Origin of the sequence: Bradyrhizobium sp. 41S5, from assembly GCF_011516665.3 — a bacterium.
GTDB classification, from domain to species: domain Bacteria; phylum Pseudomonadota; class Alphaproteobacteria; order Rhizobiales; family Xanthobacteraceae; genus Bradyrhizobium; species Bradyrhizobium quebecense.
This window is the reverse complement of the sequence record NZ_CP083721.1, coordinates 7,264,982-7,290,974: the sequence shown is the minus strand read 5'-3', so window position 1 is coordinate 7,290,974 and position 25,993 is coordinate 7,264,982. Positions and strand designations below refer to the sequence as shown.

16 protein-coding genes and 8 pseudogenes are annotated in these 25,993 nt (G+C 60.0%); 9 read left to right on the top strand and 15 right to left on the bottom strand.

Annotation, left to right across the window (positions count from 1 at the left end):
- Nucleotides 1-201: 201 nt before the first annotated feature.
- From HAP47_RS35045 to trpD, 3 genes and pseudogenes are all read right to left on the bottom strand, one after another.
- A pseudogene (locus HAP47_RS35045) lies at nucleotides 202-1,247 on the bottom strand (M20 family metallopeptidase); the annotation flags it as partial.
- A 1,931-nt stretch (nucleotides 1,248-3,178) separates the two neighbouring features.
- Complete coding sequence (locus HAP47_RS35040) at nucleotides 3,179-3,364, bottom strand: hypothetical protein (protein ID WP_173640776.1); 186 nt, start codon at nucleotides 3,362-3,364, stop codon at nucleotides 3,179-3,181.
- A gap of 240 nt (nucleotides 3,365-3,604) precedes the next feature.
- Complete coding sequence (gene trpD / locus HAP47_RS35035) at nucleotides 3,605-4,615, bottom strand: anthranilate phosphoribosyltransferase (protein ID WP_166072521.1); 1,011 nt, start codon at nucleotides 4,613-4,615, stop codon at nucleotides 3,605-3,607.
- Between the two features lie 499 nt (nucleotides 4,616-5,114).
- Here trpD and HAP47_RS35030 point away from each other — a divergent pair, with 499 nt between their 5' ends.
- Nucleotides 5,115-5,279, top strand: a complete 165-nt coding sequence (locus tag HAP47_RS35030) for a hypothetical protein (protein WP_173640777.1) — start codon at nucleotides 5,115-5,117, stop codon at nucleotides 5,277-5,279.
- A 411-nt stretch (nucleotides 5,280-5,690) separates the two neighbouring features.
- Here HAP47_RS35030 and tnpC (HAP47_RS35025) read toward each other — a convergent pair.
- Nucleotides 5,691-6,236 (bottom strand): annotated as a pseudogene (gene tnpC / locus HAP47_RS35025) (IS66 family transposase); the annotation flags it as partial.
- Between the two features lie 864 nt (nucleotides 6,237-7,100).
- Between tnpC (HAP47_RS35025) and ltrA the strand changes: the two are divergent.
- The gene (gene ltrA, locus HAP47_RS35020) at nucleotides 7,101-8,159 is read left to right on the top strand and encodes a group II intron reverse transcriptase/maturase (RefSeq protein ID WP_231168591.1); all 1,059 of its coding nucleotides are present in this window, start codon (nucleotides 7,101-7,103) and stop codon (nucleotides 8,157-8,159) included.
- Between the two features lie 88 nt (nucleotides 8,160-8,247).
- Here the strand turns inward: ltrA and tnpC (HAP47_RS35015) are convergent.
- From tnpC (HAP47_RS35015) to HAP47_RS35005, 3 genes and pseudogenes are all read right to left on the bottom strand, one after another.
- Nucleotides 8,248-9,209 (bottom strand): annotated as a pseudogene (gene tnpC / locus HAP47_RS35015) (IS66 family transposase); the annotation flags it as partial.
- A gap of 1 nt (nucleotide 9,210) precedes the next feature.
- On the bottom strand, nucleotides 9,211-9,579 hold the full coding sequence (gene tnpB, locus HAP47_RS35010; RefSeq protein ID WP_173640778.1) for an IS66 family insertion sequence element accessory protein TnpB: 369 nt from the start codon (nucleotides 9,577-9,579) through the stop codon (nucleotides 9,211-9,213).
- A gap of 126 nt (nucleotides 9,580-9,705) precedes the next feature.
- Nucleotides 9,706-9,996: a hypothetical protein gene (locus HAP47_RS35005; RefSeq protein ID WP_173637249.1), complete on the bottom strand. Its 291-nt coding sequence runs from the start codon at nucleotides 9,994-9,996 to the stop codon at nucleotides 9,706-9,708.
- On the opposite strand from HAP47_RS35005, the gene HAP47_RS35000 reads away from it, so the two are divergent.
- Nucleotides 9,980-12,070 carry a recombinase family protein gene (locus tag HAP47_RS35000; RefSeq protein ID WP_173637250.1) on the top strand — a complete coding sequence of 697 codons (2,091 nt, stop codon included), beginning with the start codon at nucleotides 9,980-9,982 and terminating at the stop codon, nucleotides 12,068-12,070. The two genes, HAP47_RS35005 and HAP47_RS35000, sit on opposite strands and share 17 nt — an antisense overlap.
- A 30-nt stretch (nucleotides 12,071-12,100) precedes the next feature.
- Here the strand turns inward: HAP47_RS35000 and tnpB (HAP47_RS41775) are convergent.
- Both tnpB (HAP47_RS41775) and tnpA read right to left on the bottom strand, forming a co-directional pair.
- Nucleotides 12,101-12,250: pseudogene (tnpB, locus tag HAP47_RS41775) on the bottom strand (IS66 family insertion sequence element accessory protein TnpB); the annotation flags it as partial.
- Entirely contained in the window at nucleotides 12,247-12,672 is a 426-nt protein-coding gene (gene tnpA / locus HAP47_RS34995; RefSeq protein WP_224944042.1) for an IS66-like element accessory protein TnpA, read from the bottom strand. The pseudogene tnpB (HAP47_RS41775) and the gene tnpA, both read right to left, overlap by 4 nt.
- A 146-nt stretch (nucleotides 12,673-12,818) precedes the next feature.
- Here tnpA and HAP47_RS34990 point away from each other — a divergent pair.
- Nucleotides 12,819-14,108, top strand: a pseudogene (locus tag HAP47_RS34990) (IS256 family transposase).
- A gap of 1,332 nt (nucleotides 14,109-15,440) precedes the next feature.
- Here HAP47_RS34990 and HAP47_RS41410 read toward each other — a convergent pair.
- Together HAP47_RS41410 and HAP47_RS34985 are read right to left on the bottom strand one after the other, a co-directional pair.
- Nucleotides 15,441-15,575: a hypothetical protein gene (locus tag HAP47_RS41410; RefSeq protein WP_256459561.1), complete on the bottom strand. Its 135-nt coding sequence runs from the start codon at nucleotides 15,573-15,575 to the stop codon at nucleotides 15,441-15,443.
- Nucleotides 15,551-16,663 (bottom strand): annotated as a pseudogene (locus HAP47_RS34985) (IS3 family transposase). Before HAP47_RS34985 ends, HAP47_RS41410 begins: the two are co-directional and overlap by 25 nt.
- A gap of 2,469 nt (nucleotides 16,664-19,132) precedes the next feature.
- On the opposite strand from HAP47_RS34985, the gene HAP47_RS41960 reads away from it, so the two are divergent.
- The gene (locus HAP47_RS41960) at nucleotides 19,133-19,351 is read left to right on the top strand and encodes a DUF7694 domain-containing protein (RefSeq protein WP_420840919.1); all 219 of its coding nucleotides are present in this window, start codon (nucleotides 19,133-19,135) and stop codon (nucleotides 19,349-19,351) included.
- A 610-nt stretch (nucleotides 19,352-19,961) separates the two neighbouring features.
- Here the strand turns inward: HAP47_RS41960 and HAP47_RS34980 are convergent.
- Nucleotides 19,962-21,273, bottom strand: a pseudogene (locus HAP47_RS34980) (IS1380 family transposase).
- A gap of 925 nt (nucleotides 21,274-22,198) precedes the next feature.
- Here HAP47_RS34980 and HAP47_RS34975 point away from each other — a divergent pair.
- Nucleotides 22,199-22,648 (top strand): RICIN domain-containing protein, encoded by a 450-nt coding sequence (locus tag HAP47_RS34975; protein ID WP_166072413.1) that lies wholly within the window; start codon nucleotides 22,199-22,201, stop codon nucleotides 22,646-22,648.
- Nucleotides 22,649-23,005: 357 nt separating this feature from the next.
- Here HAP47_RS34975 and HAP47_RS34970 read toward each other — a convergent pair whose 3' ends face one another.
- Nucleotides 23,006-23,152, bottom strand: coding sequence for a transposase (locus HAP47_RS34970; RefSeq protein WP_231169059.1), 147 nt, complete (start codon nucleotides 23,150-23,152; stop codon nucleotides 23,006-23,008).
- On the opposite strand from HAP47_RS34970, the pseudogene HAP47_RS34965 reads away from it, so the two are divergent.
- Nucleotides 23,112-23,609: pseudogene (locus HAP47_RS34965) on the top strand (transposase); the annotation flags it as partial. The gene HAP47_RS34970 and the pseudogene HAP47_RS34965 overlap by 41 nt on opposite strands.
- Nucleotides 23,610-23,722: 113 nt before the next feature.
- On the opposite strand, the gene HAP47_RS34960 reads toward HAP47_RS34965, so the two are convergent.
- Together HAP47_RS34960 and HAP47_RS34955 are read right to left on the bottom strand one after the other, a co-directional pair.
- The gene (locus HAP47_RS34960; protein WP_173640781.1) at nucleotides 23,723-24,676 is read right to left on the bottom strand and encodes a class I SAM-dependent methyltransferase; all 954 of its coding nucleotides are present in this window, start codon (nucleotides 24,674-24,676) and stop codon (nucleotides 23,723-23,725) included.
- Nucleotides 24,677-24,684: 8 nt separating this feature from the next.
- On the bottom strand, nucleotides 24,685-24,981 hold the full coding sequence (locus tag HAP47_RS34955) for a hypothetical protein (protein ID WP_173640782.1): 297 nt from the start codon (nucleotides 24,979-24,981) through the stop codon (nucleotides 24,685-24,687).
- 22 nt (nucleotides 24,982-25,003) lie between these two features.
- Here HAP47_RS34955 and HAP47_RS34950 point away from each other — a divergent pair, with 22 nt between their 5' ends.
- Nucleotides 25,004-25,618, top strand: coding sequence for an IS4/Tn5 family transposase DNA-binding protein (locus tag HAP47_RS34950; RefSeq protein WP_215907628.1), 615 nt, complete (start codon nucleotides 25,004-25,006; stop codon nucleotides 25,616-25,618).
- A 75-nt stretch (nucleotides 25,619-25,693) separates the two neighbouring features.
- Nucleotides 25,694-25,993 carry an IS66 family insertion sequence element accessory protein TnpB gene (gene tnpB, locus HAP47_RS41770; RefSeq protein ID WP_173640783.1) on the top strand — a complete coding sequence of 100 codons (300 nt, stop codon included), beginning with the start codon at nucleotides 25,694-25,696 and terminating at the stop codon, nucleotides 25,991-25,993.

Here is a 25,993-nt window from a genome sequence, read left to right as displayed (position 1 = left end):
CGTGCGGTAGTCATGAAATCAGTCGGATGGGCACCGAAGCCTCAGTGCCCAATGCGAGATCCGGATGGTGTTCGATCAGGTCGGCCTGACAGGAAGGGATTTATGTGACCCATTGCGCCATTCGAGGCGTGCCGCGCGAATATCGGAGCGTGTCCCCGATCCGGCGTACGCCGCGGTCGCGGCCGGCGGCTGGTCGAAATTATTGCAGTGGCTGATAAGGCGATAGAGGAGTCGGGCGCGCGGCTCAATCGAGGAGATGTAGAGTTGGTAATGGGTATGCGCGCCCTTGCCGTCGACGCCGTCGAGGGTCGCGGTATGCGGCGCTGTGAAATTGCCGTCGGAGCCGCCGCCGGTGAATACATCGAGCAGCTCGAAGCCGAGTTCGGCGGCAAGCTCCCCGGCGTGTTCGTAAAGTGCTGCGCCGGCGTTGCTCTTCTCGTAGGGCGGACGGTTCAGTTCGCCGGTCACCTTCACGGTGACGCCCTCGGTGCGCGCGGTGATTCCGAGCATCTTCGGCACCAGCTCGTCGGCGTCGGCGATGGTCGGCACGCGCAGATCGACTTCCGCATAGGCCTCCTCGGCGATCACGTTCGGCTTGGTGCCGCCGCGGACGACGCCGACATTGACGGTGATGCCGCGCTTGAGATCGTTCATCGCCTCCAGCGCCAGGATCACATGGCCGAGTTCCCGGATCGCGCCGCGGCCGTGCTCGGGGCGCGTGCTGGCATGCGCCGGTGCGCCCTTGATATGCAAGTCGAAGCGCGCGACGCCCTTGCGTCCGGTGACGATCTTGCCGCCGTCGCGCGCCGGCTCGTTCACCAGCACACCTTGCGGCCCTCGGCCTCGATCAGCGCCCGCGAGGTCGGGCTGCCGATCTCCTCGTCCGATGAGTAGAGAGGGGTGATGCCGAGCGGCGAGCGCGCATCATCGGCGCAGATCCGCCGGAAGGCATCATACGCAAGATACGCGCCGCCCTTCATGTCGTAGATGCCGGGACCGAACGCGCTGTCGCCGTCGATCCGGAACGGCAGGCGCTCGATGAAGCCCATCGGGTGTACGGTATCGAGATGGCTCAGCGCCAGAACACCCGGTGCCTCCTGGCCCCAGGACGAGCGTGCGATCAGGTGATCCCCTCGGCCGTCGCGTCCCGCGACACGTTCCACAGTTGCCGGCAAGTCGCCATAGCCTGCGGCGACGAGGTCGACGAGCTTGTTGACCTGATCCGGCCGCTCCGTTGGAGACTCGATCTCAACCCAACGTCAGATACCCTCGAGGATTGCCGTTGCTCGAAACGGATCGCTGGACGTCGCCTGACGCCTGTGAACTCGCCTCTCATCGCTCATACAAGATCAGGATAAGACCCACGGTAATTCTATCATGATCTCGCGCGAAGGTCTTAAGATGCGCAATTGTTGTGGGGCACCTGTGCCTTCTGAAGCCTGGTCTTGTGAAGCCGGTCTTGCCGCGGCAATGATGCTACGCGGCTATCGATAGTAACTGAGCTACCAGGGCTGGTAGGTGTCGGCGCAATTGTAGAAGCTCAGGAGCGCGCCCTGGTATGGGCCGTCCTCGCATTGCTGACCTGCCTTCTGTTGCGCAAAACCACGACATCAATCCAAGAACGTGCCGTGCCGCTCCCTGGCACGGCTTGGCTTCGGCGGGAGCGCAGAATGCACCTGTGGAGCCGGCCGCCCGCCTTCCTCGTTCAAGTGCACGTATTCGATGCGCTGCTCGTGGTCTTATTCCGGGAGGATGTGCTTGCCGGTGATCGGAGAAGCCGTGAGTGCCGGCTCGCACGCGCGCGTGCCGTGATAGCGCAGCGCTCTACAACACCCTGAGAGACAATCTTGTCGATCCTTGCTCGTTCCACGAGGTAGATGCACGCGCTTTGGTGTCTGGCCGCACGCATTCCTGCGTATGGCCGCGCGCATCGAAGAGGTGGAGGCACCCTCCTGCTCGGCCAGGAGGGTTTGCCGGAGGCCTCGCTGTTCCCCGGCTGCTCGGTTCGGCACATCGGGCTTTGTGAAGGCACATGTCCCGAAAATGCGCGGGTTCGCTTTTTGTCTGTTGACAGCTCTTGTTTGCAGCAGCGTTCGGTCGACGGCCGTGTTGGTGATGTCGGGCGTGCCGGCTTCGTCAATTCGCAGCGATATGGCAAAGACCAAGCAGTGTAGGAGATGTCCGGCAATGCGTGACGGCAATTCACTTCCGAACGAGGGAGCCGGTGCGTCATGGAACGCATGATCCGCAATGCGCAGGTGACAAGGCATCGGCGGCATCCCCTAGTCGGCCGGCGGCAGCAACCGTGGTTGTCCGGTATTGCACTCTCAATGAACCCAGGCGCTGCATGACGGGCAGCTTTTACCGACGTATGAATCGATCCGAGAAATCCCGTGTGCAGCTTGCTTTCGATCTTGTCGAGAGCAGCTTTGGCGGTAGTTGCCATAGCTTCCATAGAATCCCGAACGAGCCTTTTCGCTACGCCCGCTGTTTCGCGGGTCTGCACGAAATGCCGCCCCTGTACGCCGGCAATCCTGTAGGAGTTGTATGTCCCTACCGACGTCACAAGCTTCATCTGCATGCGTTGCGCCGATCGGCCAAAAGAGAATCTGCGCCCTCAGCAGAATCGCCTGGTCCTCGGAAGGGACATCGCTGTCTTTTTGGCAGATCAAGAAGCTCCACCCTGCCGGCCGCCGCGCCCGGATACTTGCGTAGCGGCAAGCAGACAGCGCCTGACAGCAGTCCTCCTGCGGTAGCCGGAACAAGCGGCCATCCTGGGTCCACCGCAAGGCGCTCGATCACCAGCGCCGTGGTTCTGCCGAAAGTGGCAATCTCGGCATGGCTCACCGGCAGGCCGAACGCGGCAGTCAGCCTAAGGCAATCGCCGACGGTTTGGCCGACGGCCGTGCGCGAGAACGGGCCTGAAGCTGGACCATCTCGATGGATATAATGTGCTTGGCTTTCTCTGTAGACCAATGAGCAATTGCTTGATCTTGTCGAGCTCAACCCTATCCCCGCTAGGCAGAAAGGGGCGGCCATGCTGATGGATTCCGTCGGCGCGATCGGTGCATGGCGGGAACGTCGCCGACTGGCCGTGCGGACAGGATCATGCCGATTGCAGTATTGGCGGGCGCTGGCCAGGGCAAATTGTTTCTCCTTATGCAGGGCATTGGCGCGCTTAATGTCCCCGTGAGAGAACACGCTTTTTTGCATCGATAAGATGCTCATCGAGTATTGCGTGCAGCGCGCCCCGCAGCTCCGGGGGGATCGAGCTGTCCGTATCAATCAATTCCCTAAACTTGCGAATGATGTGTTCTATCGTTGCGATGGATCCGAGTGCTTCCGTTTTTTGTGCGAACGTCATCGATCATCTCCTTTGGCCGGCAGCGTTAGCACCACGTAGCGGGCTCTGAAACCTCGGCAACGGTGCGCCGCAACAGGCTCTCGCCGACGACGAAGGTCGGCTCTTGCCACCTATTCGATGCCAACTGCGTTGATGCATGGGCAAGCGGCGCAAGCTCGCAAGCCTCGCAGGAGCAGCGAGCATTCGCGCTTGTGAACGTTGGCCTTGGCGGTCACAACTGAACAGGGCCCGACTCAGTTGTCATTCGTTGGAAGCCGCGATCAGGCGCTCCAGTCGGGTGGCTGCGGCGCCGCGATCAAGCGCTTCCTGGCCAAGTGCGACGCCTTCCTGTAGCGTGGAGGCCCGGCCGGCCACGATCAATGCCGCCGCCGCGTTCAAAAGGGCGGCATCGCGATATCGACTTGCTGCGCCACCGAGCACGCTTTGCAGCGCGACGGCATTGCCGTCCACATCGCCGCTCTCCAGCGCCTCGGTGTGGCGGGGGAGCCCAGCATCTTCTGGCGTCACCTCGAAGGTGCGGACTGCACCCGCCTCGAGCGCGGCAACAAAAGTCGGGCCGGCAAGGGTTATCTTATCGAGCCCGTCCGAGCCGTGCACCACCCACACCGATTCGGCGCCAAGGTTCTTCAACACTAGGGCCAGTGGCTGCACCCATTCACGAGAGAACACTCCGACCATCTGCCGCTTAACCCCCACGGGGTTGGACAGAAGTGTGATTAGATTAAAAATCGTGCGAGTCCCAAGTGCAGTTCGGATCTGGCGAATACGCTGCATGGCCGGATACTGGGCCGACGCAAACAGAAAGCCGATGCCGGCTTCCTGTAGACAACGAGCAACGGCTTCAGGCGTGAGATCGGTCTTCACGCCTAGGCGCGCCAAAATGTTCGCGGTGCTCGAGCTTGATGACGCTGCGCGGTCGGTGTGCTTGGCGACAGGAACGCCGGCCCCGGCGACGATAAAGGAGGCGCACGTCTCCACGTTGACTGAGCAAAACGGGGTATCATTCGTGCTAGCAATACCGATGGGATCGCATGGCGCATCGACCCGTGGCATTCTATTGCGGATCGCGGAGGCCGCGCCGGTGACCTCTTCGACGGTCTCGCCGCGGACCCGCATTCCCAGCAACAAGCCACCGATCTGTGAAGGGCTCGCTTGACCCGACATCATGCTGTCGAAGGCGAACTCACTTTCCTCACATGTCAGAGTGGTGCCGCTGGCAACTTTGCCAATGATCGATCTAAGCGCTTCCATCGAACTTCACACGTTACCAGTCTATCCTCGGGCTCCTCGTTCAATAGGGGACTTTTCGTCGACGAGGCGTGGCGTCAATTGCATTGATATTGTTGTGCGAGCACCCGCTCGCGGCAGACCGTCCTCGATGCTTGCGTATCTGCCGCTTAAATGCGATTCCTTCGTCAGGCTACAACCTGACGCTACGTGAGGGTCAAGCGCCCCAGGCTGAGCTGCCCGATAGAAGTAATCGGCGACCGTGTCCGTCAGTTCTAAGTTATCGACGTCGCTCTCGATTGCCCGTGCCTGTTGTCCCGCCATCGCGTGACGGCCTGCTGGTCACGGTCGGCAATCTCTGAGCCTGAGGCGAAGGAGCAGCCACCTGGTTCGCCATCCCCTCATTTCGGTTCGTTACTCTTCTTGCCAGCGTCACCAGCGGAAATCATGTAGCGACATTTCAGACGACTGAGCCTCATTGCTTGGATATGAGACAAGCGATGATGGCGACGCGATCAGGAATATGGCTGCTGCACAGGCGGAACACGTCCTCCATGCAGGCTTCTTTCTCCTCTACGGTCGGCGCGTGATCGCGCGCGTCTACTCGCTCTGGGATGAGGGCGGTCATTGCAAAAGCAAGGGGATGGCAGCCTTCAGGGGCGAAGCCAAACGAAGCCGCTGGTTTTGAATCATGGTGTTCCTTCGCGTCGGTTGGTTTGCGGCATGTTCTTCAGGCCTTCCGACCGAAGACATGCCGGATTGTTAGGTGGCGGTAAGCGCTGTTCCGAACACACGGGTTCGAGACGTGAGCTGACCTCTATGTTTTTCGTTTGTGGAGGGCTGCCAGCCGCTCCGCCTCAGCTAGTGCTGCAGTCTTGGTTTTAAATGGACCAACGTCGTGTTCTTGCGTGTCCGGTAGCCAAGCAGGCAAGAACTACCAACCGCCCGGGCGGTAACTCGTGCTGCTCCTGATCGATCCGATGTGTTCGGCCGTAAACCAACCGGGATCGACCCGTCCTGTTGCCACAAGATGTTCTTGTCGCTCACCGGCGCGCCTCAAGAATGTTGGTTCGTCGATTTTCTTCGCCCAGGCCGGATTCTAGCCGTTTCCGTAGTTCCATGGCAACAAACTGTCGAGCTGGCGGTTCGGGTGACCGTTGACGATTCTGGTGAGGACATCGGTGATATAGGCCAGCGGGTCAATGCGATTCAGCTTACAGGTTTCGATCAAGGAGGCGATGACGGCCCAGTGCTGGGCACCGCCGTCGGAGCCTGCGAACAGCGCATTTTTCCGGTTCAGCGTGATCGGACGGATCAAGCGCTCGACGGCGTTGTTGTCCAGCTCGATACGGCCATCATTGATGAAGCGCGTCAGGCCCTCCCAGCGTGAGAGCGCATAGCGGATGGCGTCGGCTAACTTGCCCTTTTGACTGATCAACGCGAGCTTTGCGCGGAGCCACCGCTCGAAGGCTTCCGCCAGCGGCTGGCCTTTCTGTTGCCGAACGAGACGGCGCTCCTCGGCGCTGCAGCCACGGATGTCCTTCTCGATGGCATAGAACTCGGCGATATGCTTGAGCGCCTCGCTCGCAATGGGCGCAGGACCGGGTGTGGCAAGTTCGTAGAAGTTACGTCGCATGTGCGACCAGCTTGCGTCAGGATAAGTCCTGGAAAGGAGGAAGAATGTGACCTGAAACCTTTCAACGCGACCCAGAGGGTTCGACGCCCTCGCGGCAAAGGCGGAGCCCGCCAGCCGGAAGCGAGTCTTGCATGGGTGACGGCAACGTCATTCGTGAAGCGTAGACAGCGGGTACTGAAGCCCTGTGGCAGCCTCGAAATCATGGTCGTGCTGAAGCCTTCGCCGTTTTGGATCCGGGGGCAGCACTGGGAAAGCCGCTATGGTCAGGCTTACCGGTTCGGCCGGGGTCTCAGAGCAGGGCAAAGGTACGGGATGGGCCACCAGGAAACCTGAGATGTCCCGTTTGTGTCCACATGAATCGGCCGGACAGGAGCACCGGCCTGAACAATGCTCCGGGCCCGATGACCGACTTGGCGAACATCGGGAGCGCAGACGCGAACACGAAACACCAAGGCATGTGGAATCCCGAGGCGAAGACATAAGCTGACGGACATGCGCGGCGGGAAGTCGTAGCGGCTTCGTAGTACCGAGGAAGGCGGGGAACTGGGCTCACCGGGACCCGCTGGAGGGAAGGGAGCCGTCACGCGTTAAGACCCATTGACGAGAAACACGGGAGGGAACCCTGAGTCCCGCAAACCTGTCCACGAAACGACAATGGATAGCCGATCTGGCGAGGCAACATCCCGAGCGGGTGCTGACCGCGCTGCATCACCTGATCGACCGTGAATGGATGCTCGAGGCTTATCGTCTGACGCGCAAGGATGGCGCGCCCGGCGTCGACGGCATGATGGCGACGGACTATGAGGCGAACTTGGAGGTCAATCTTGATGATCTCCTGGGCGCATCAAATCCGGCCGTTACATCGCGCCGCCGGTGCGACGGCACTACATCCCCAAGGCGGATGGCACGGGACGGCCGCTGGGCATCCCGACACTGGAAGACAAGGTGGTGCAGCGGGCGATTCTCCTGCTGCTGGAGCCGATCTACGAGACGGACTTCTTGCCGTGCTCGTACGGGTTCCGATCGGGACGATCGGCCCATGACGCCCTGCACGCTCTACGTACCGGGTTCATGGAACAAGGGCTGCGCTGGGTGGTGGACGTCGATATCTCGAAATACTTCGACACCATCGACCACGCACACTTGCGCCGATTCCTCGACCAGCGAGTCACGGACGGTGTCGTCCGGAGGATGATTGATAAATGGCTGAAGGCGGGGGTGCTCGAAAAGGGCATCCTGCGCCGCACGACTGGTGGAACGCCCCAAGGCGGCGTGATCTCGCCACTGCTTGCAAACATCTACCTGCATTATGTGCTGGACGAATGGTTCGAGCAGGTGGCGCGACCGCGGCTCAAGGGGCGGTGCAAACTGGTTCGATACGCTGATGATGCGGTGGCTGCCTTTGAGGACCACCTGTCCGGCAAGCGATTGCTGAACGTGTTGGCCAAGCGGCTTGATCGGTATGGGCTTCAACTCCATCCGACCAAGACTCGCTTCGTAGACTTCCGGTTCAAACGCCCAGGCGGGCGTCATCCTGCGACGGCGGGGACCACGTTCAACTTCCTTGGCTTCACCCACGTGTGGGGTCTGTCGAGGCGAGGCAAGAATGTCGTCCGTCAGATAACGGCAAAAGACCGTTACGCACGCGCGCTGGCTTCTGTGATGGAATGGTGTCGGCAAAACCTGCACTGTTCGTTCAGGGAGCAGCACACCCATCTGTCACGGGTAATCCGGGGGCACTGCGCCTACTACGGCATCTCCGGAAACGGCCGACGCATCAGGTGGTACCACCACCAAGTCACGCGGATATGGAGGAAATGGCTCGCACGGCGTGGCCGCCACAGCAATCTGCCGTGGACGCGCTTCCGGGCCATGCTCGCGCGATACCCACTGCCAACAGCCAAGATCGTCCACCAATATGCCGTCTCGTGAGCGAAGCTTGCGCGTGAAGAACCGGATGCGGGTAATCCGCTCGTCCGGGTCTGTGAGGGGCGGGGATGGCAACACCCCCGCCTACTCGGCAGAATGCAAGTTGGACATCGCCACGCTCGGCGAGCTTGCCATAGCCGGCATAGCCATCGACCTGCAGGATCCCTTCGAAGCCTGCGAGATAGGCGATTAGCCGATCGGCTTTGCGATCGGGGGCACAGCCATGGCAACGCCCGGCGGATCGGCGCCGCCCCATGGCTGGTCGTCCGCTGCATAGGCCCAGAGCTGACCGGTCTTGGTGCGCCCGCGGCCGGGATCGAGCACCGGCATCGTCGTCTCGTCGGCGAACAGCTTTGGCCGTCGCCTGAGCTTGCCGAGGAGGCGCTCATGCAACGGACGCAGGTGGAAGGCTGCTTGTCCCACCCAGTCCGCCAGCGTCGAACGATCGAGCTCAATGCCCTGGCGGGCGTAAATCTGAGCCTGCCGATAGAGCGGCAGGTGATCGGCATATTTGGACACCAGAACCTGGGCGACGGTTGCTTCGGTCGGCAGTCCGCCCTCGATCAACCGGGCCGGGGCCGGCGCCTGCATGACACCGTCCTCGCAAGCGCGGCAGGCGTATTTGGGACGCCGGGTCACGAGGATCCGGAACTGCGCCGGGACCAGGTCCAGCCGCTCGCTTCTATCCTCGCCGATCCGATGTAACTCGCCCTGGCAGCAGGGACAGGTCTTGTCCTCGATGTCGACGACGACTTCGATCCGCGGCAGGTGCGCCGGCAAGGCGCCACGGTTGACGCGGCGCCTACCGGCTTGCACCTCACGGCCTTCAGGTGCGCTCACGTCCTGCGCCGTCTCGTTGTATGCGGCGACCTGCTCGACGTCTTCCAGGCCCAGCAGCATCTGATCTTCAGGCAGCGTCTCTGCCCGCCGGCCAAACCGATGTCGCTGCAATTCCTTGATGATCTGACGCAGCCGTTCGCTCTCGCATCGCTCGGCAAGCAGAATCGCTTTCAGCGTCTCGGGATCGTCAGGCAGGGCGTCGCTCACACCCAATTCAGAGCATATTCGCCGCCGTCTGACGACGCGTTCGACGCTCCTGATTCACTTCGCCGCAGCGCTGCCAACAATATCCGGCTTGCGTTGGCGCCGGCGTCTCTCGCGCCTCATGCACAAGCCGCCAGCCGAGCCCCTCCAGCAGCGCCGACAATTGCGCCGCCGACAGGCGCATCACGCCGTCCTCGATCGTCGGCCAGCGGAAGATCCCATCCTCGAGCCTCTTGGCGAACAGGCACAGACCCGTTCCGTCCCAGAACACCAGCTTGATCCGATCCGCCCAACACTCGACATTCTGCATACAGTCTTCGAAGCGCGAAGATTGCGTATCCGTGGCATCCGCTTTTTGGGCGGACGCTTCAGGTGGCACCGTTCCGACGCGGCAAGGAGCTGAAATGCATCTACACAGAGGAGCGGCGTGGGTTTAGCCGCGAAGTTCCCAATTGGATGCTCGACGAAAGCTACTGCGCCGGCATGGCGCTAGGACCGCCGCAGGTCAGTATTGAGGGGCTGAACGAATTTGCTGCTGTTCTGAAGCTTCTGGGCGCGACTCAGGCGTCGGGCGCACAATCCCGTCCTTCTTTGAAGAGGGAGAAAGGACGTGCGGAGAAAAAGCCAATATCGCGAGCCGATGCAACTGGGTCTGGATCTGCGTCTTCGGATTCCCCAGAACCCGCTGGGCGCCAATCCCAAAGGTCTGATCGAGGCGCTCGCCGATCTGTTGCTGGAAGCGGCTGGCGTCGAACCCGCTCAGATGTCGGGAGGTGACCATGAGTGTCAAGATCACACGTGATCACCTCGACCGCGCCGCCGTCGTCTATGTTCGCCAATCGACAATGTCCCAAGTTATGGGGAATCTCGAAAGCCAGCGGCGGCAATATGACCTGGCGCAGGCCGCGGAAACCGCCGGATTTAAGTCGGTGGCGGTAATTGACGATGATCTTGGCCGCTCAGGCTCTGGCAGCACTCAACGGCCCGGATTTGAGCGGCTTGTGGCGATGGTTTGTTCGGGTAACGTCGGTGCCGTTTATTGCATTGAGGCGTCGCGGCTGGCGCGCAATGGACGCGACTGGCATCACTTGATCGACCTATGCGCCCTCGCGGGCGCGTTGGTCATTGATCCCGACGGCGCCTATGATCCGCGGCTTGTCAACGACCGCCTGCTTCTCGGACTGAAGGGAACGATGTCGGAGTATGAGCTGAGCCTGCTTCGCCAACGTGGAATCGCCGCTCGGGACTCTAAGGCCAAGCGCGGCGAGTACCGCTTCATGCTTCCACCTGGATTTTGTTGGAGTGAACTCGGCAAGATCGAAATGGATCCCGACGAACATGTGGCGGGATTGGTTCGACTCGTCTTCACGAAGTTCCGCGAGCTCGGTAGCGCCCGGCAGGTCTTTCTTTGGCTGCGTGCTGCCGACATCAAAATGCCTGTGGTTCTAAAAAACGTTCAAATCTACAAGCTCAGCTGGAAGGCGCCGGCCTATCACACGGTGATGCAGATCCTGCACAATCCGCTCTATGCTGGCGCCTATGCGTTTGGCCGAATCGCCCAGAAGACACGGATCGTGGACGGTCGCGCCCGCAAGGTCAGCGGGTTCAAAAAGCCGCGGGAGGAATGGAATGTTCTCCTGCGCGACAATCATCCCGGCTATGTCAGCTGGCAGGAGTATGAGGACAATCAGAGGCTGCTGCTGGAAAACGCCCACATGAAGAAGAACTGCTCGCGAAAATCGGCGCGCGGGGGACGCGCACTTCTGACCGGATTGATGCGGTGCGGCCATTGCGGGCGGATGATGCGTGTGTTCTACGGCCAGGCCAAGGGGAATGCCCATCGTTATCAATGCCGCGGCGATGACGCCCATGTCGGCGCTGGCCTATGTATCGGCATCGGCGGGGTGCGGGTCGATCGTGCGGTCGCGCTGCAAATCCTTGAGGCCGTCTCCGATCGGGCTGTTGAAGCAGCGATATTGGCGTCCGACCAGGTTGAGCGCTCAAGACAAGAGATCATCACGGCCGTCGAACGGGAGCTTGAAGTCGTACGCTACGAAGCGTCTCTTGCTGCACGCCGATACGAGCTTGTGGATCCGGCCAAGCGCCACGTTGCCCGCGAACTCGAGGCGCGCTGGAATGGCGCATTGGAGCGGGTTGCCGAGCTTGAAGGTCGTGTAAAGGAGCTGCGCACCGCATCGGCGGAAAGTCCCAAGATCGACCGCGCCCTGCTTCTGCAACTTGCGCATGATCTTCCGCGGGTTTGGAATGCACCGTCCACGGACACGCGCACCAAGCAGCGGCTGGTTCACATTGTGGTCCGAGAGATTGTTTGCGATCTCGATAGGAACACCAATGAGGCGGTTCTGCTCATCCACTGGACCGGCGGCCGGCACACGGAGGTTCGCGTTGCTCGCGTTAAGACGGGCCGATATCCGGGCGACATGGCACCGACTGCCGTTGACGCACTTCGTAAACTCGCTGGTCATTGGCCTGATCGAGAGCTCGCCGTGTCGCTCAATCGGATGCGCTGCAAGACCGGCGACGGCGAGACCTGGACGACTGTTCGCGTGCGGGAAATGCGCGAACGCCTGGGCTTGCCGGAATACGACCCCGCATCGTCCGACGGCAAAATGATCAGCCTTGCGAAGGCTGCGGCACACTTTGGAATTTGCGTCGGATCAGCAAAGAGCTTGGTGCTGAAGGACATCTTGCCGGCCACACAAGCAATCAAGGGCTCGCAATGGTTGGTTCCTGTCGACGCGCTGAGCTCGGAAACAGTACGTATAGCGGTGCAGCGCGTGATCGAGCGTCGGCCGAGAAACTACATTGATTATCAATATGATAGAATGATCCGCCTACCCGGTATCTGACAAAGGGACGTACAATGAAACGAGCTGTGCCCGCTTGGCCCGAAACACATAGACAGCTCCCGAGAATGGGTCTGCCCGCATGCTCTCGCGCACCAGGATCGCGAGCCCTTCCATCCCCTTGCGGAAGTCCACCGGTTTGGTCGCCACCATCACCCGGACCGCACCCGACGGGCCGATCACCGGCTCGCCTTCAGTGCCTGGACAATCGACGCAATCATCGTCGTATCCGCACCACGACCGGCCCGGATTGTGATGCCGTCGACTTCGATCTCGATGATCCCGGCATCGCAACGGCGAGCCCGGGTATCCGCCTTGGCCTTGCAGCGCACCGCTTTGCGCTCCCGATCAACAGCGGACGCCGGCACCGCGGCATCCACCACCGCCGGCACAAACTGTACTTCTTCCACTTCGGAATGACCGCCCGCAGCTTCTCGCAACTGACGGCGCCAGCCAAACAACTGCTGCGGCGACAATCCATGCCGTCGCGCTACCGAACAGACCGAGCCGCCGCTCGCCACGATCTCCGCAACGATCCGCACCTTGTCCTCATCGCTCCACTTCCGCCGGCGGCCGGCTCCGGTGAAGACCTCAAGCCGCCGCACCGGCTCCGTGATAGCACTATGCTCTGTGTCCATTCTAAGCCTAACGGTGAGCTATCGCTGAAAGTTGGTGACGGCGGGAATCGGGAAGGCGGCATATCGTGGGGGTGCTTGACGCCTCCACTTCTCCACCGAAGGAGCGATATGCCGTGTCCAAAGATAACATCATCAAGTTGATTCAGCCAGGAAACGTCGACGATCAACTCACCGAAATCTTGCGCAATGGGGCGCGTGCTCTGTTGGCCCAGGCGGTCGAGGCCGAGGTCGCGGACTTTCTCGGCAAGCATGCCGATTTGAGGACTGCGGACGGCCACCAGCGCTCGTGCGCCACGGTCACCTGCCGGAACGCGAGGTGATGACCGGTATCGGTCCGGTCGGCGTCCGCCAGCCGCGTGTACGCGATCGCGAGGCGGAGGCTACCGATCCCGACCGCATCCGGTTCTCTCCGTCGATCCTGCCGCCCTACATGCGCCGCTCGAAATCGATCGAGACGCTGCTGCCGATCCTTTACCTGAAGGGTATCTCCACCGGCGACTTCTCCGAGGCTCTGGCGGCGCTGCTCGGCAAGGATGCTGCCGGGTTGTCGGCATCCGCCATCGGCCGTCTGAAGGACGGTTGGCTTGACGAACACACCGCGTGGCAGAGGCGCGATCTGTCGGCGAAGCGCTACGTCTACATCTGGGCCGATGGCATCCATCTCCAAGCACGCCTCGAAGACGAAAAGCAGTGCATCGTGGTGCTGATCGGCGCGACGCCGGAAGGCCGCAAGGAACTGGTCGGCTTCACCGATGGCGCCCGCGAGAGCGCGCAGGACTGGCGCGATCTGCTGCTCGACCTGAAGCGGCGCGGGCTCGGCGTGCCGCCGCGGCTCACCATCGCCGACCGCCGACGGCGCGCTCGGGTTCTGGAAGGCCGCCGGCGAGGTCTGGCCGAAAACGCGCGAGCAGCGCTGCTGGGTACACAAGACCGCCAACGTGATCGCCAAGTTGCCGAAGAGCCAGCAGCCTAAAGCCAAACGCGCGTTGCAGGAGAGCTGGATGGCCGAAACCAAGGCCGCCGCCGAGCTGGCGTTCGACGCCTTCATCGAGAGCTATACGCCCAAATACGAGAAGGCGGCCGACTGCCTGAGCAAGGATCGGGACACGCTACTGGCGTTCTACGACTTCCCGGCCGAACACTGGAAACACCTGCGGACCACCAATCCCATTGAAAGCACCTTCGCTACCGTGCGCCACCGCACGATCCGATCGAAGGGCTGCCTGTCCAACAGAACGGCGCTCGCGATGGTCTTCAAACTGCTTGAGGCCGCGCAGAAAAGCCGGCGTCGTCTCGATGGCCACAACCAGTTGCCAAAACTCGTTCTCGGTGTGACATTCAACGACGGGATCGAGGTCATCGCCAAACCGACTGACCGTCAGCCCATAACCGCCGCCGCCTGACCGGCCGCGCCGTCACCAAAATTTGGCGATAGCTCCTAACGGTTCAAACAAACCGCAGACTCGCAGATCGCCCGTGGTCCGGAAGGTGGCCGCTGAACGGCGCTTACGGTGGGCGCCTGCGAGACCGTTTTTTTCTCTTGCGAAACCATCCGGGCCGGGAGTCGGTATTTTCGCGGCGACTTGTCAGCATCTGTCGTTGCCGGCGCCGAGCTGCACTGACCGAACAATTTGATCACGGTTAAGCTTTCGGTGATCGTGCGGTGGCCGCGGTCATGCCCCGATCTCGTGAGGCATTGGGAGGCTTTTGCATGAGTCTAAAGTGCGGCCGCAGCCTAATGACGAGTCAACCGACGGAGGAGGCCATCGTAGTCCCGACGCAGGGATCGAACAGGACTTGTGACCGCGGGCCAGGAAAGGCGGCGAGGAGCGCCCAAGGCAGGGCTGCTCAATCCATTGACAAATGATGCACTCGACTGCGCAGGCAAAGCTGTCATCGCGCGTGTCCCTGTCACGCGCGGCGCGGTCCCGCAACGTGCGTGCCACTTCATTTGACGCAAGAGCGGGGGCAATCGAGTTGGCGTCAGTACCGGGCGTCCGTTCCCCTGCGCATGCCATGATCGAAAGGGGCCGTCCATGTCTCGAAGAGCGCAATTGTTTCTACCTCTCATTGGACCAGCCACCAATAAGGTGCAGACAAGTGTGCTTTGAATCTCGCGGGTTGAGCTTGGGGTGTTTGAAACATTCGCAGTTCTGGGGATTTGGCGGGAAACGCCCGGATTGTTCGAAACAGTCTTCACTCGTCTAGGATCGTGCAATCTGACGCCACGTGCGATTCAAGCCCTGTCGTCTGAATACGTCTTGGGATCTACAGGGTCCGTCAGAAGGACGAGTGTGCTCCGGCGAAACCTCGCGCTGAGTGTTTGTAAACCGCGGCGTCTCTATGACCACGCTCAGGGCAAGTGTGAGTTTGCGCGCACCGTTGGTGTCTACTCGCTGATAACCCAGGGCCACAAGCGTCACTGCTACGTAATCGTACGGAGCGCCACTGTCACATTTGTTTGATCTGCAAATTGCATGTTCATCGCTATGAATCCGAAGAGTAAACTCTACGATCCCGACCTTTGGCGCGGCCGTGCGGAAGCAACGCGAGAGAAAGCGGAAGCGCTGGCGTACGGCAAAGCCAGAGATAGGCTTCTCAAGATAGCCAAGGAATACGACGAGCTCGCTCGGCGCGCCCTAGAGTGGCAGACGCACAAGTGAAATGGACCCGCGGAGCGGGGCCGCTTGAGCCGGTTTGTTAGTTGGAAACTGACCGCTCCTGATTACTTCCTATCACGCTGCCAGAGACACTGTCTGCTGCTGCTGCTGCTGCTGTTGCTGTTGCTGTTGCTGCTGCTGCTGCTGCTGTTGCTGCTGTTGCTGTTGTTGCTGTGGGCATGTGGTCAACGCGTCAGCGTTGTCCACCATTCCACAGCCTTCGCGGCCTGCATCCGTTCGCGCCAGACCGCCATCGGCGTGCGATAGCCGAGCGCCTGATGAAGGCGACGATCGTTATAGAAGGCGATCCAGCTCGCGATCCCTGCCTTGGCCTCGCGGCCGTCGGCATAGCCCTTGAGATAGATGTCCTCATGCTTGAGCGACCGCCACAGCCGCTCGATGAAGACGTTGTCCATCCAACGACCGCGGCCATCCATGGAGATCTTGATCCCTGCGCCCGCCAACGCGCCGGTGAAGGCCGCGCTGGTGAACTGGCTGCCTTGGTCGGTATTGAAAATCTCCGGCCTGCCGTACTTCGCCAGCGCCTCTTCCAGAGCCGCCACGCAGAACGAGACGTCGATCGTGTTCGATAACCGCCACGCCAGAACCGCACGGCTCGCCCAGTCGACGATGGCGACGAGATAAAGAAAAGCCACGGCCGATGGGCAGATACGTGATGTCGGCGGCCCACACCTGGTTCGGCCGGTCGATCGTCATGTTGCGCAGCAGATAAGGATAGATCTTGTGGCCCGGCGCCGGCTTCGTCGTGTTCGGCTTCGGTCCCAGCGCCGCGATGCCCATCTTGCGCATCAACCGCTGCACGCGCTTGCGAACGGCCAGGCGATGAACAGCTCGTCGATCCGCCGCATCAGGGCAAGGTCGTTGTCGTTGGCCGGCCGGGGCGGCCGGTAGACCCCGGAGCGCGCGATGCCAAGCAACAGGCATTGCCGACGGGATCGACAGCGCCTTGTCGGCGCGATCGAGCATTCCTCGACGGTCCGGCGTGCTCATCTTCCGGACCTCCGCGCTAAAAAATCGCGCTCGGCCGTCAGTTGTCCAATCTTGGCGTGCAGCTTCTCGATCTCGCGTTCGCGCGTTTCCTCGCTCTCGCGCCCGACACCCGCATCAAAGGCCCGCGCCGCCTGGTCCAGCAGTTGCTTCTTCCAGGCATAGATCTGGTTCGGGTGAACCTCATAGCGCTGGGCCAGATCGGCCACCGTCGCCTGCTCCCGCACGGCTTCCAGCGCAATCTTTGCCTTCAGTGCCGCGTCGATCTTGCGTCTCGTCTTCGTCGTCATCATGCCCTCCGTCTATCAAACGGAGCGGCCCTTTTCCAACTTAACCTCTGGTCCCAAAATCGGGGTCCATTTTCACAAGAACGAGCGGGGCACTTGGTCCGGCCAAGAGTCGTAGCGTCTCGCATGTCGATGGAACCTCCATCGGCAGATCGCCACGAATGCCAACGGCGAGCAACAATCTGGCTCGGTACTCGGGTGGGCGATTCATTGCAGAGGCTGCCGTGCCGAGAATCTCCAGACGGTCCTCTCTCGCACAAATCGTTCCAATCGAATCCCAGTCAGCATGCCGCCTCAGCGCAGCGAGCCGCTTTAACGACCTACAAGGGATTGTATAGGCGCAAGAGTGCTCTTTTCGTCAGCTTCTCGAAAGCTAATCCGCCTACTATCGAGCCGGCGCGCCGATCTTAGTCCCGTTCTTGCGCGAGAAACGTAAAGCACTTGTCGGGCGTAGTGCCGAATACCGGATGGGAAAATAGCTGCCGTCAGGTCAAGTCAAGCTTGCAGGCATATAAGTCCGATAATCCGCGATATCCAACACTTCTTCACCTGCCTGTCTGACCTCGGAGGTTTCCATATCTAGCCACTCAACAATTGCAAGACCGCGGCCGCGGTATACGACGGCATCGAAAAGCCCTCCTATACCAGCACCCATCCACTGAGATCTCCTCTGGCTCATCGTTTCGCTCATAAGGACGCTGCGATGATCCAACATATACTGGCCCAAAGCAGCGCATGAAAGAGAAGCCCGGCCAGCGGCGACAGGTTCCATCTCCTCTGCGTCTGCCAAGAGCGGCGGTCAGCAGCGTAATGCTTCACCATGGACTGCTTTGGTGCGCGCCAGTGCGTCATTCCTCGCATGCTCCACTGGTCCAGGGAAAAAGGTTAGCGTCCGGACGCCTCGTGTTATCCATCAGTTGGTCTTCCAAAGCTCGGAGTGTCAGAATTCGGCTTGTTGCACGTGAGGTATGCGGCCTGTCGACTTGGTCGCGTATTATCGATCAGGGAGATGCCGTGCAAGTCCGAAACGTGCTTTGGCAATGCATAAGTCAAAACCAAACACCAAACAACGAGTCCAATGCAAATTGATGTCGGGATAGCGTGTCCTTCCTGTTTCGACACTACAGCAATCAGTATGCCAGTAATCGAGAAGTGCCCGCACCGCTCGACAAGGGTTAGATGCGTGCCTCTAGAGTGCGGCGCTGTGGACCAATCGACGATTGTTGGAGCCGCGACCATCGATGTCCGAAAGCCGACGCCAGCAATGTGAGGCAAGCGTGAATGTTTGCTGACGTCATACCTGCAACGATGTGCCAGCTGTTGCATTGTATCGACGCGCCTGAAGATCCGCGGATGGTCGCAGTGATGGTCTGTCCAAAGGACTAACTCGTCATGTCGGATCATCCTCGCGAGGAGCCGTAGGATGCTATCAACTCGATCCGAAACACATTGTGCCAAACATTCACGAGCTAGACGCGCCCGTTCGAATTTTTGGTCCGACAAGTTCTTCATGGTCACATAGATGACGTATTGGCATTGTTTCAGGCTCCGCTAGCGGCGAGAGCTGCGAATGATTCAAGTGCTGCCACGTCACAAGGCCGCATCGGGCCAAAGCCGATATTGCTTTTGCGTCGCGTCAGTCCGTGCGGCGTGACGTCGTTTCGGCGAGCCATAATCGAGTGCACAAACGGATATCGGATGCGACATCAGAACAGGAGGGATGAAGTGATACGCGTCGATTGACAAATTTCATATTGCCGAGATGCATCCTCGAGACTTGAACGGAAAGGCTAATGAACACTCGTTTTGCAAGTGCGGGAAATCGAGCGCGGATCTTACCTTGCTGAAGCGCACTCTGTCCGGCGCCGGGTGATCAGCGCCCGCGGGCATGGGTAAGTAAGATGTGTCGCCAAAAGCGCGCTTCGTGACCGAGTTGTCTGGCGGGGCTGGTTACCCCATCGGGTGTTCGTGAGTGTGGAGGTCAATTCCGCGGATGAATCGGATCGAGCACTTCGTGCATCGCCGGCCTTTCATGCAATCGGGGAGTGCAGTGAAGGCGTTCGTCGGGTGCTTGAAGAGGATGTGAGCTGCCGAGAACTAAGTAATGGGAGAACAAGTGATGATGGACATCTGCGGCTTTCTCAGCAGATGGTTCGCTGGAGAGTGGTGCTCGACCGCTACGCTGCTGACGGAGCTTGCGCCGGCTCATGAGTTGCCAAACAACGTCATCTGCGTCGACTTCAAAGCGAACCGTAAAGCAAAGGAGGGTGCGTGCGAGCGCAGATCATAGAGAAGCTGGAAGCCGGCCGCGTACGATCCGGCAAGTTCGCCAGCGTACCAGGATCAGGCCCCGGTGGGCTGTTCTTGGTGCAGGGCCCTTGCGGGAGTGAACTGAAAATCAGTGGCTTTGTCCGTCCGGGCTGGGAGCAGGTCGCCGTTTCGACGCCGCGGCGTTGTCCGAACTGGCAAGAGATGTGCTTTGTCAAAGACTTGTTCTGGGATGAGGAGGAATGCGTCATGCAATTGCATCCGCCGCATTCGCAGTATGTCAATAACAGCCGGTACTGCCTTCACCTCTGGAGACCCACTGATCGGCACATCCCAAGGCCGCCGCCGAGCTTTGTAGGTATTGTTGGGCTAGGACCATCCGAAGCGGCAATGTTGTCTGCTAAGATTCGCGCGACGGTATGATGGTTTAGAGGACGAGGCAGAGCGGGTGCAGAAAGATCGGTTCGGCGTCGCCGGAAGGCCGTGCAACCAGCTCACGTCGCAAGTGTTCTTCTGTGTGCGACGGACGGGAGGTCAACCCGGGATCACTGCCGCCAAGCGAGAGGCGGCAGTGGAGAGGATGTCTCACGCGGCTGGCCTCAGGGGGAGCTTCGACGACTTCTTGGCGATAATTCGCGCCGTCGGAGTGATTATCAGGTCCGCAAGTCGGTCATTGCGCATCTCTCGTAGTCAGCCTGACCACCCGCTTCGCGGGGCAAGCGCATCATGATCTATTCGCAAACGATATCGCGCGGCGAGCGGCCGCATTAGTGCTTCAGCCCTTGGTTCAGCACTTTGAGACCGATTCTGTGCCCGCGGCAGCCGACTTCAGCTTCCCAAGCGGAAGCTGAGAGCGGAGCTTTGGCTAACCCGTCCTATTCGTGAGAGTGCTTTTTTAGTCCGCTTGATGTGGCCACACATCTGCTCTGACGAGGCGCGCGGGATTGCCTTCGGCTTTTCACCGCCTGACGACCGGTACTTTGCAACGCGCTTGAGGTGTAGGTTGGGCGAACGGGGGCGGACGACTCGCCGGTCAAGGACCGAGCGGCAGCAGCGCGCCTGGCAAGCCGCGGATCAGGTCGGCTTCGGGACATGCCGCGGCAAACGCAAGGCGAATGCGGCTCGTGGTCTCGACGACACGGGCAGCGAGTTTCAAGAGACGAAGACGCAGCGTCGCGAACTCGGCTGTGGCCAATTCCCGGGCTTTGGGAATCGCGTCGCGCACGGTCAGCATCAGCCAATAAGCGGCGGTGTGGAGAACGAGGCGGACTTGATTGGCGAGCGCCGAACGGCAGCTGGTGCGATCGGAGGCGAGCTGCGTCTTATGCAGCTTGTTCAGATTCTCGGCTTGGCCGCGCGCGCAATACAGGCTGTCGTAGATCCACTCGGCCGAGCCGACATCGAGGCTGGTGACGACGAAACGGATGTCGAGGCCGAGCATCGTTGCCTCAATACGGGCGACGGTACGTCGTTCGCGATCCCAGGACTTTGCCTTGTGGCGCGTCTCGGTATAGCCACGCAGAACCGGCAGGTTCTCGATGGCGCGTCGCGTGCGGATGCCGTCGGCGGCCTCGTCGACTTTTCTGGCGAGCGGCTTGGTGCCGGACAGACCGAAGATGTAGTCGATGCCGTTGGTCTCGCACCACGCCATTGCCTCCGGCCGGGCATAGCGCCCGTCGCCACGGAACGTAATTCGCGTGTTGTGCCACCGCGTCCGGATATGCCGTATCAGGCGGCGCAGATGGGCACGCACCTCGACGCCGCCCGGCGTCTTGCCGGGCCGCAGCACGACCGCCACGGGCCGGCTCTTCTCCGTGTCGTAGACGTGGATCGGCAGGAAGCAGCGTTCGTCATAATGAGCGTTGAACAGCGAGAGCTGCTGATGGCCGTGGACGACATCGCAGGTATCATCGATGTCGAGCGTGACGGATGCCGGCTCGCGCGGGTAGCTATCCATCCATGCGTCGAAGGCGCGGAGCATTCTCCAGCCGCGACAGCGTCGGTTGGGAACACAGATCGCGACCCGTGTCCGGCAGCCGTCCGCAGGCCAGCTTGAATGCGGGATCGGACCGCAGATGATCGAGGTCGTCGGCGTCCTCGTAGCCGCAGCAGATCGCGAACATGCGCGCGCGGAACATATCGACAAGGCTGTGCACGACCCGCGTCGGATCGCGCCGATCCGGGAACACGCGGGCCAAATTGTCGGCCAAGCCGAGACGCCGCTCGGCCATCGCCAGAAGCATCACGCCCCCGTTCGAGGTCAGCCGACCGCCATCGAAGGCAGCTGTGACTTTCTTGGCGTGAACGGCTGGAAACGAGAAGGGCAGAATCGTATCATCGGTCATGGCGGGCGTGGTGTTCGCGGCTGAAGGTGATGGGGTTGGCTTTGCAACCGAATCCTACGCCGCATCAGCGCTTTACACCACGCTCGCCAGCCTCTCAGGCGCCCTCTGACGGATAAGACGGGCTAAGCGCGTTTGTTTCTTTGCCCCACTTCGTTCATTTGCTTGCACGTGATGACGGGCATGTCCGAAAGCTGATACTGATTGACCGCGAGAAGCCTCCGGGCGCTGTGAAAGCACATCGTTTTCCCGCGAACATCCAATGACCGTCTGGCACGCAAGTTGCTGAGATATCGACGGCTTGGGTGCTTCTACGTTAGTGACGCTTACGAGACAATCAAGCCCCTTTCGTAGCGCCAACTCGCACGGGCGGCGATCCACCCCACCGTCCGTGCGTCTTTACTGTTGATCGGTCTCAGCCATCCATCACAGGGGATCATGCCGTGACCCGCGAAGAGGCTCTGACAAAGGCGATAGCGGCGCTTAAAGAATGGTCGGAGGGGAATATCTCGATTAGCGACGTGCTCGACGCGATTGTAGAGCTTCACAAGACTGTTCCGCCACCCGAGCCCCCAAAGCCACCAAAACAGAAAGGCCTTTCATAGCATTCCGCTCTCTATTGCCTGCGTGCGTACAAGGGCGAGATGCAGCCGTGATGGCGCGCTCGTGCGTGCGGTTGTCGAAGAGCTATTCCATTGAACCTGAACTCGCGACGTCCATCTTTATTTTGAGGATAGCCAAAGTACGTGGTCTTGAATGCCGTGATCGAGAACAGCGCAAGCGTTGCTCGAGTAGCCTCTTCCCAGAGCACAACGCAGCCGTGGCATGTCATTTGCTTAGATCACAACGAAGGCTCAAACGCCCAGCCCCCTCTGCGTGCTGGATAGGACTCGCCTTCGCAAGCTTAGCAAACCAACAGGAGGAAAATATGGGTCTTTACCTTATCGAGTACAAACAAGACCGAAACTTCGTGCTCGGCGTGAAGGATCAGCAAGACGGTGCGGCGGTCGTGCTGCGGAAGAAAGATACGCCTCTCCGTTACGTTCTCTGGGACCTCAACTTCGATACTGGAGCGATTACACTGAACTCGAGCGGGGGCAATCTCGCGGTCGGCACCGATCGCGTCGCGCCGGAGGCTCTCCTCTCGCTCAAAGTGTATAACCCAGCCATCCAAAGTCAGCGGTGGGAATTTCTCAAGAGCCCCGGCTTCATCCTTAGCCTCCCGGATAACAGTCTGTGTATCGATAATAAGACTCGTGGCACGAGTGACGGCAACCCGGTTTGGCTGTTCAAGTTCAACGGCTCGCCCGCGCAGCAATGGAACTTCGTTCCCTTGATGAACCTGCGGGCCTTGGAAGTTGCGGAGAATGCGGCCTGACGCCGTTCGGCCGCTCGGCTCCTCAATGGCGACGGGTAGCGGTACGCGACAATGCGGCGGCGAGCATTCCGGTTGTGAATATTCGCCGCCACAGAACCGGACGTTGCGCAGCCGTGCAACTCAACCGTAAGGTCGGCCGTTCGCTTGGTCACCAATTGTGTCGGTCTGCGCTCACCAACTCATTGACCTATTCTCCGCCCGGGCTCAGGTCGGAGTCCCTTGACTGACGAGGCTTCTGGATAAAGTTGGCTTCTTGTGCTGCCATCGGCGGCGCGTTCAGTGGTTTGGTGGCACACCACACCTCTCGATTGGACTAATGTCCCCGAGCTCTTTCCATCTGCGAGGCGCTCCAAACCCTCAAAGCCCGGGGTGTGAGGCTTGCACTGACCAGTTCCCCGAGCCGACATCGAGGCTGGTGACGACGAAACGGATGTCGAGGCCGAGCATCGTCGCCTCAATATGGGCGACGGTACGTTGCCAGATCCACAAGGCACGCAACATCATGGAACGCCTGCCGAAAGAGCATCATGCGGCCACCCGTCGGGTGCTGCGCCAGGCCTGGGAGCTCAATGACGCCGACAAGGCTGAAAAATTGATCCGCAATCTCGCCCGTCGACTCGACCAGCAATGGCCCGGTGTAGCGGCGAGCATCCTCGAAGGCCTCGACGAAATCCTGACTGTCGTCCGGCTGAAGCTGCCGAAGGAGCTTCGTCGATCGCTCGCCTGTACCAACATCGCCGAGAACATGATGGGCACCATTCGCGGCGTCACGCGCAACATCAAACGCTGGCGCGATGCCGGTATGGCCTTGCGATGGGTCGCGGCCGGCATGATCGAGGCCAACAAGGGCTTCCGACGATTGAAGGCGCATAAGCAATTGTCGGTTCTGCGTGCGGCCCTTCAAGCTCGCCACGATCGCATGACGATCAAGCCCGTTGCCCACGTCTCGAGGGCCGCGTAACATTCATTCCGGCAACGTCGGCCCGACGTAGTTCAACACTGATCGGGACATCCCGGACGTGACCCAAGACCTTTTCGACGGGCCAAGGCGGCCAATGAGAAACCGTTCGAGCATCACTTATTTTGAATGAGCAAGCGCTTCGGGGGCGTGAGGTATCGATATTTGCCGGTAAGCGTTCCATTGACGAACTGGAGGCCGTGATCGCCATAGATCATATCCTCACGCACGTAGCCGTCCGCTATGGCCACTTGATTGTTGCCGCCAACTGTCTTCCGGGTAGTCTTCAACCCATGGCTGGCTGGCGGCGAGCCGAGCATTTCAACTATGGCATCGCGTGGTGTGCCCAATTTCAAGGTATCAAATTGTTTGACAGGAATCATCCCGGCTACCTTGATGGGCTCGGCTCTCATTCGCGGGAGATCTTCAGATCCAATTGGCTTACGAACCACAACTTTCTCGAGGCAGTGTGAATGGATTGGAATGCCAGGGTGCGAGTCCCATTTGATGTAATGATCGGAGCGCAAGATCGCCCAGCCCGCTTCTGTATAGATGGCCTCGAGCTCGCCGCGCTGGAACGAGTTTTTGTGACCAGATGCCAAAGCCTCCTTCGAAATAGGATGGTCTGGTTGATCGAGCGTGTTTGTGAAGCAATGAAATCCACCAGGCCGCGTTCGATTCATTAAGGCCGTGACGAGCGGCTTCCAGACTCCCCGTTCCGTGAAATGCAATACGCAATGCGCTATAAAGACGTCCAGGCAAGCAGGCGGCCGGAAGTCTTCAACGCGAGCGACCCCACTCGCTATGTTCACGCCAAGATCACCTGCGAGCCGGTTCAGCTTGGAGATAGCGGTTTCGGAGATGTCGGTCGCGATCACCTGATGATCAAAATGGGCCAAATAGAGGGCATTGCGGCCTTCCCCGCAACCCAGCTCCACAACCACGCTCTTCGTGCGGAGAGCTGGTGCTATCTCGAAGATTTCGGGACTGGGACCACCCATACACGATACGTTGGCTTCGGCGTAGCCAGAGTTCCACCAGAATGGTGAATGCTTCGCGACCTCTTGCATACTGCACCTCACGCTACCTTATATTGCTCTTCGAGAGCCACGATCGTGTCCGAGTAAAACGCTCTCGCCACGATGCTAGAATATTTGAATCCCGCGTGAGTCAGTTGATAAGTATCACCGTCGGCCAAGTCGACGAGTTGCAGACATTCGAGCGCTTTGAGCTCTTCGCTGAAATCGACCGTCAGTTCGCGACCGAATACTGAAGGTACGCATCCGGCGGGCCTTACGATTACCCACATCTTTTGAGGTGCGCTGAGCCGAAAAACTTGAGTCGCCAGAATCGCTTGTGATTCTTTGATGGGCACCTGATTCGAGAAGAGGTGCTCTATGGGACACACTTCACGCGCCCGGGATGAGAAGGCGCATCGGTTGGCGTCTGACGTTGTGACTTGGTTTGACCGTGAAGCTGCGCTTTGCGAATTCCAGGACGCTCGACTTGGCGAGAGATTTCGTATGCTGCTGAAGCAGATTGGTGGAGACATCGGACAGAGCATCCCGATGGTTTGCCAAGACTGGGCGAATACCAAGGCGGCCTATCGTTTCTTCTCCAATGAACGAGTAGGCGAGGCCGATATCCTGTCTGGTCATTTTAAAGCGACGCGGGAACGTATCGCGGCTGCGAAGGGGCCTGTTCTTGTCCTGCATGATACGACCGAATTCACCTATCAAAGGGAGCGCCCGGATCTGATCGGGATGATTAAGCGCATCCCCAAAAGCAACTCTCGAAGATTGGACGGGAAACCCCAAACGTACACGACATGCGGAATATTGATGCATTCGAGCCTTGCGGTGACCCTCGAGGGGCTTCCACTGGGGCTCAGCGCTGTGAAGTTCTGGACCAGAAAGAAATTCAGAGGGGTCGCTGCGCTCAGGCGCGAGGTCAACCTGACACGGATCCCCATTGGCCGCGCGTATTGGATTGATCGAGATCGACCTCGGTAACCGGCGACGGATCCGAGTGGATTCGCACGTCGATCCAGAAGCGCTGGCGCGGGTCCTCGAGGTACTTGAGCGCCGATGATTGCCATACCGGGTAATGTGCGGGTGTGGCTTGCGACCGGCCACACCGATATGCGCCGCGGCTTCCCGAGCCTCGCGCGTCTGGTCCAGGAGAGTTTGAAGCGTGATCCGCATGCCGGTGATCTCTATGTTGTTAGAGGCCGCCGCGGCCAACACTCGACATTCTGCATACAGTCTTCGAAGCGCGAAGATTGCGTATCCGTGGCATCCGCTTTTTGGGCGGACGCTTCAGGTGGCACCGTTCCGACGCGGCAAGGAGCTGAAATGCATCTACACAGAGGAGCGGCGTGGGTTTAG

Coding starts and splice junctions, on each gene's coding strand:
- HAP47_RS34950 (WP_215907628.1), top strand. CDS start 25,004: ATGGGACACACTTCACGCGCCCGGGATGAGAAGGCGCATCGGTTGGCG.
- HAP47_RS41960 (WP_420840919.1), top strand. CDS start 19,133: ATGTGCTTTGTCAAAGACTTGTTCTGGGATGAGGAGGAATGCGTCATG.
- HAP47_RS34970 (WP_231169059.1), bottom strand. CDS start 23,152: ATGATGTTGCGTGCCTTGTGGATCTGGCAACGTACCGTCGCCCATATT.
- HAP47_RS34975 (WP_166072413.1), top strand. CDS start 22,199: ATGGGTCTTTACCTTATCGAGTACAAACAAGACCGAAACTTCGTGCTC.
- trpD (WP_166072521.1), bottom strand. CDS start 4,615: ATGGAAGCGCTTAGATCGATCATTGGCAAAGTTGCCAGCGGCACCACT.
- HAP47_RS41410 (WP_256459561.1), bottom strand. CDS start 15,575: ATGGTGGACAACGCTGACGCGTTGACCACATGCCCACAGCAACAACAG.
- HAP47_RS35040 (WP_173640776.1), bottom strand. CDS start 3,364: ATGACGTTCGCACAAAAAACGGAAGCACTCGGATCCATCGCAACGATA.
- HAP47_RS35000 (WP_173637250.1), top strand. CDS start 9,980: ATGAGTGTCAAGATCACACGTGATCACCTCGACCGCGCCGCCGTCGTC.
- HAP47_RS35030 (WP_173640777.1), top strand. CDS start 5,115: ATGGCTGCTGCACAGGCGGAACACGTCCTCCATGCAGGCTTCTTTCTC.
- tnpB (WP_173640783.1), top strand. CDS start 25,694: ATGATTGCCATACCGGGTAATGTGCGGGTGTGGCTTGCGACCGGCCAC.
- HAP47_RS34960 (WP_173640781.1), bottom strand. CDS start 24,676: ATGCAAGAGGTCGCGAAGCATTCACCATTCTGGTGGAACTCTGGCTAC.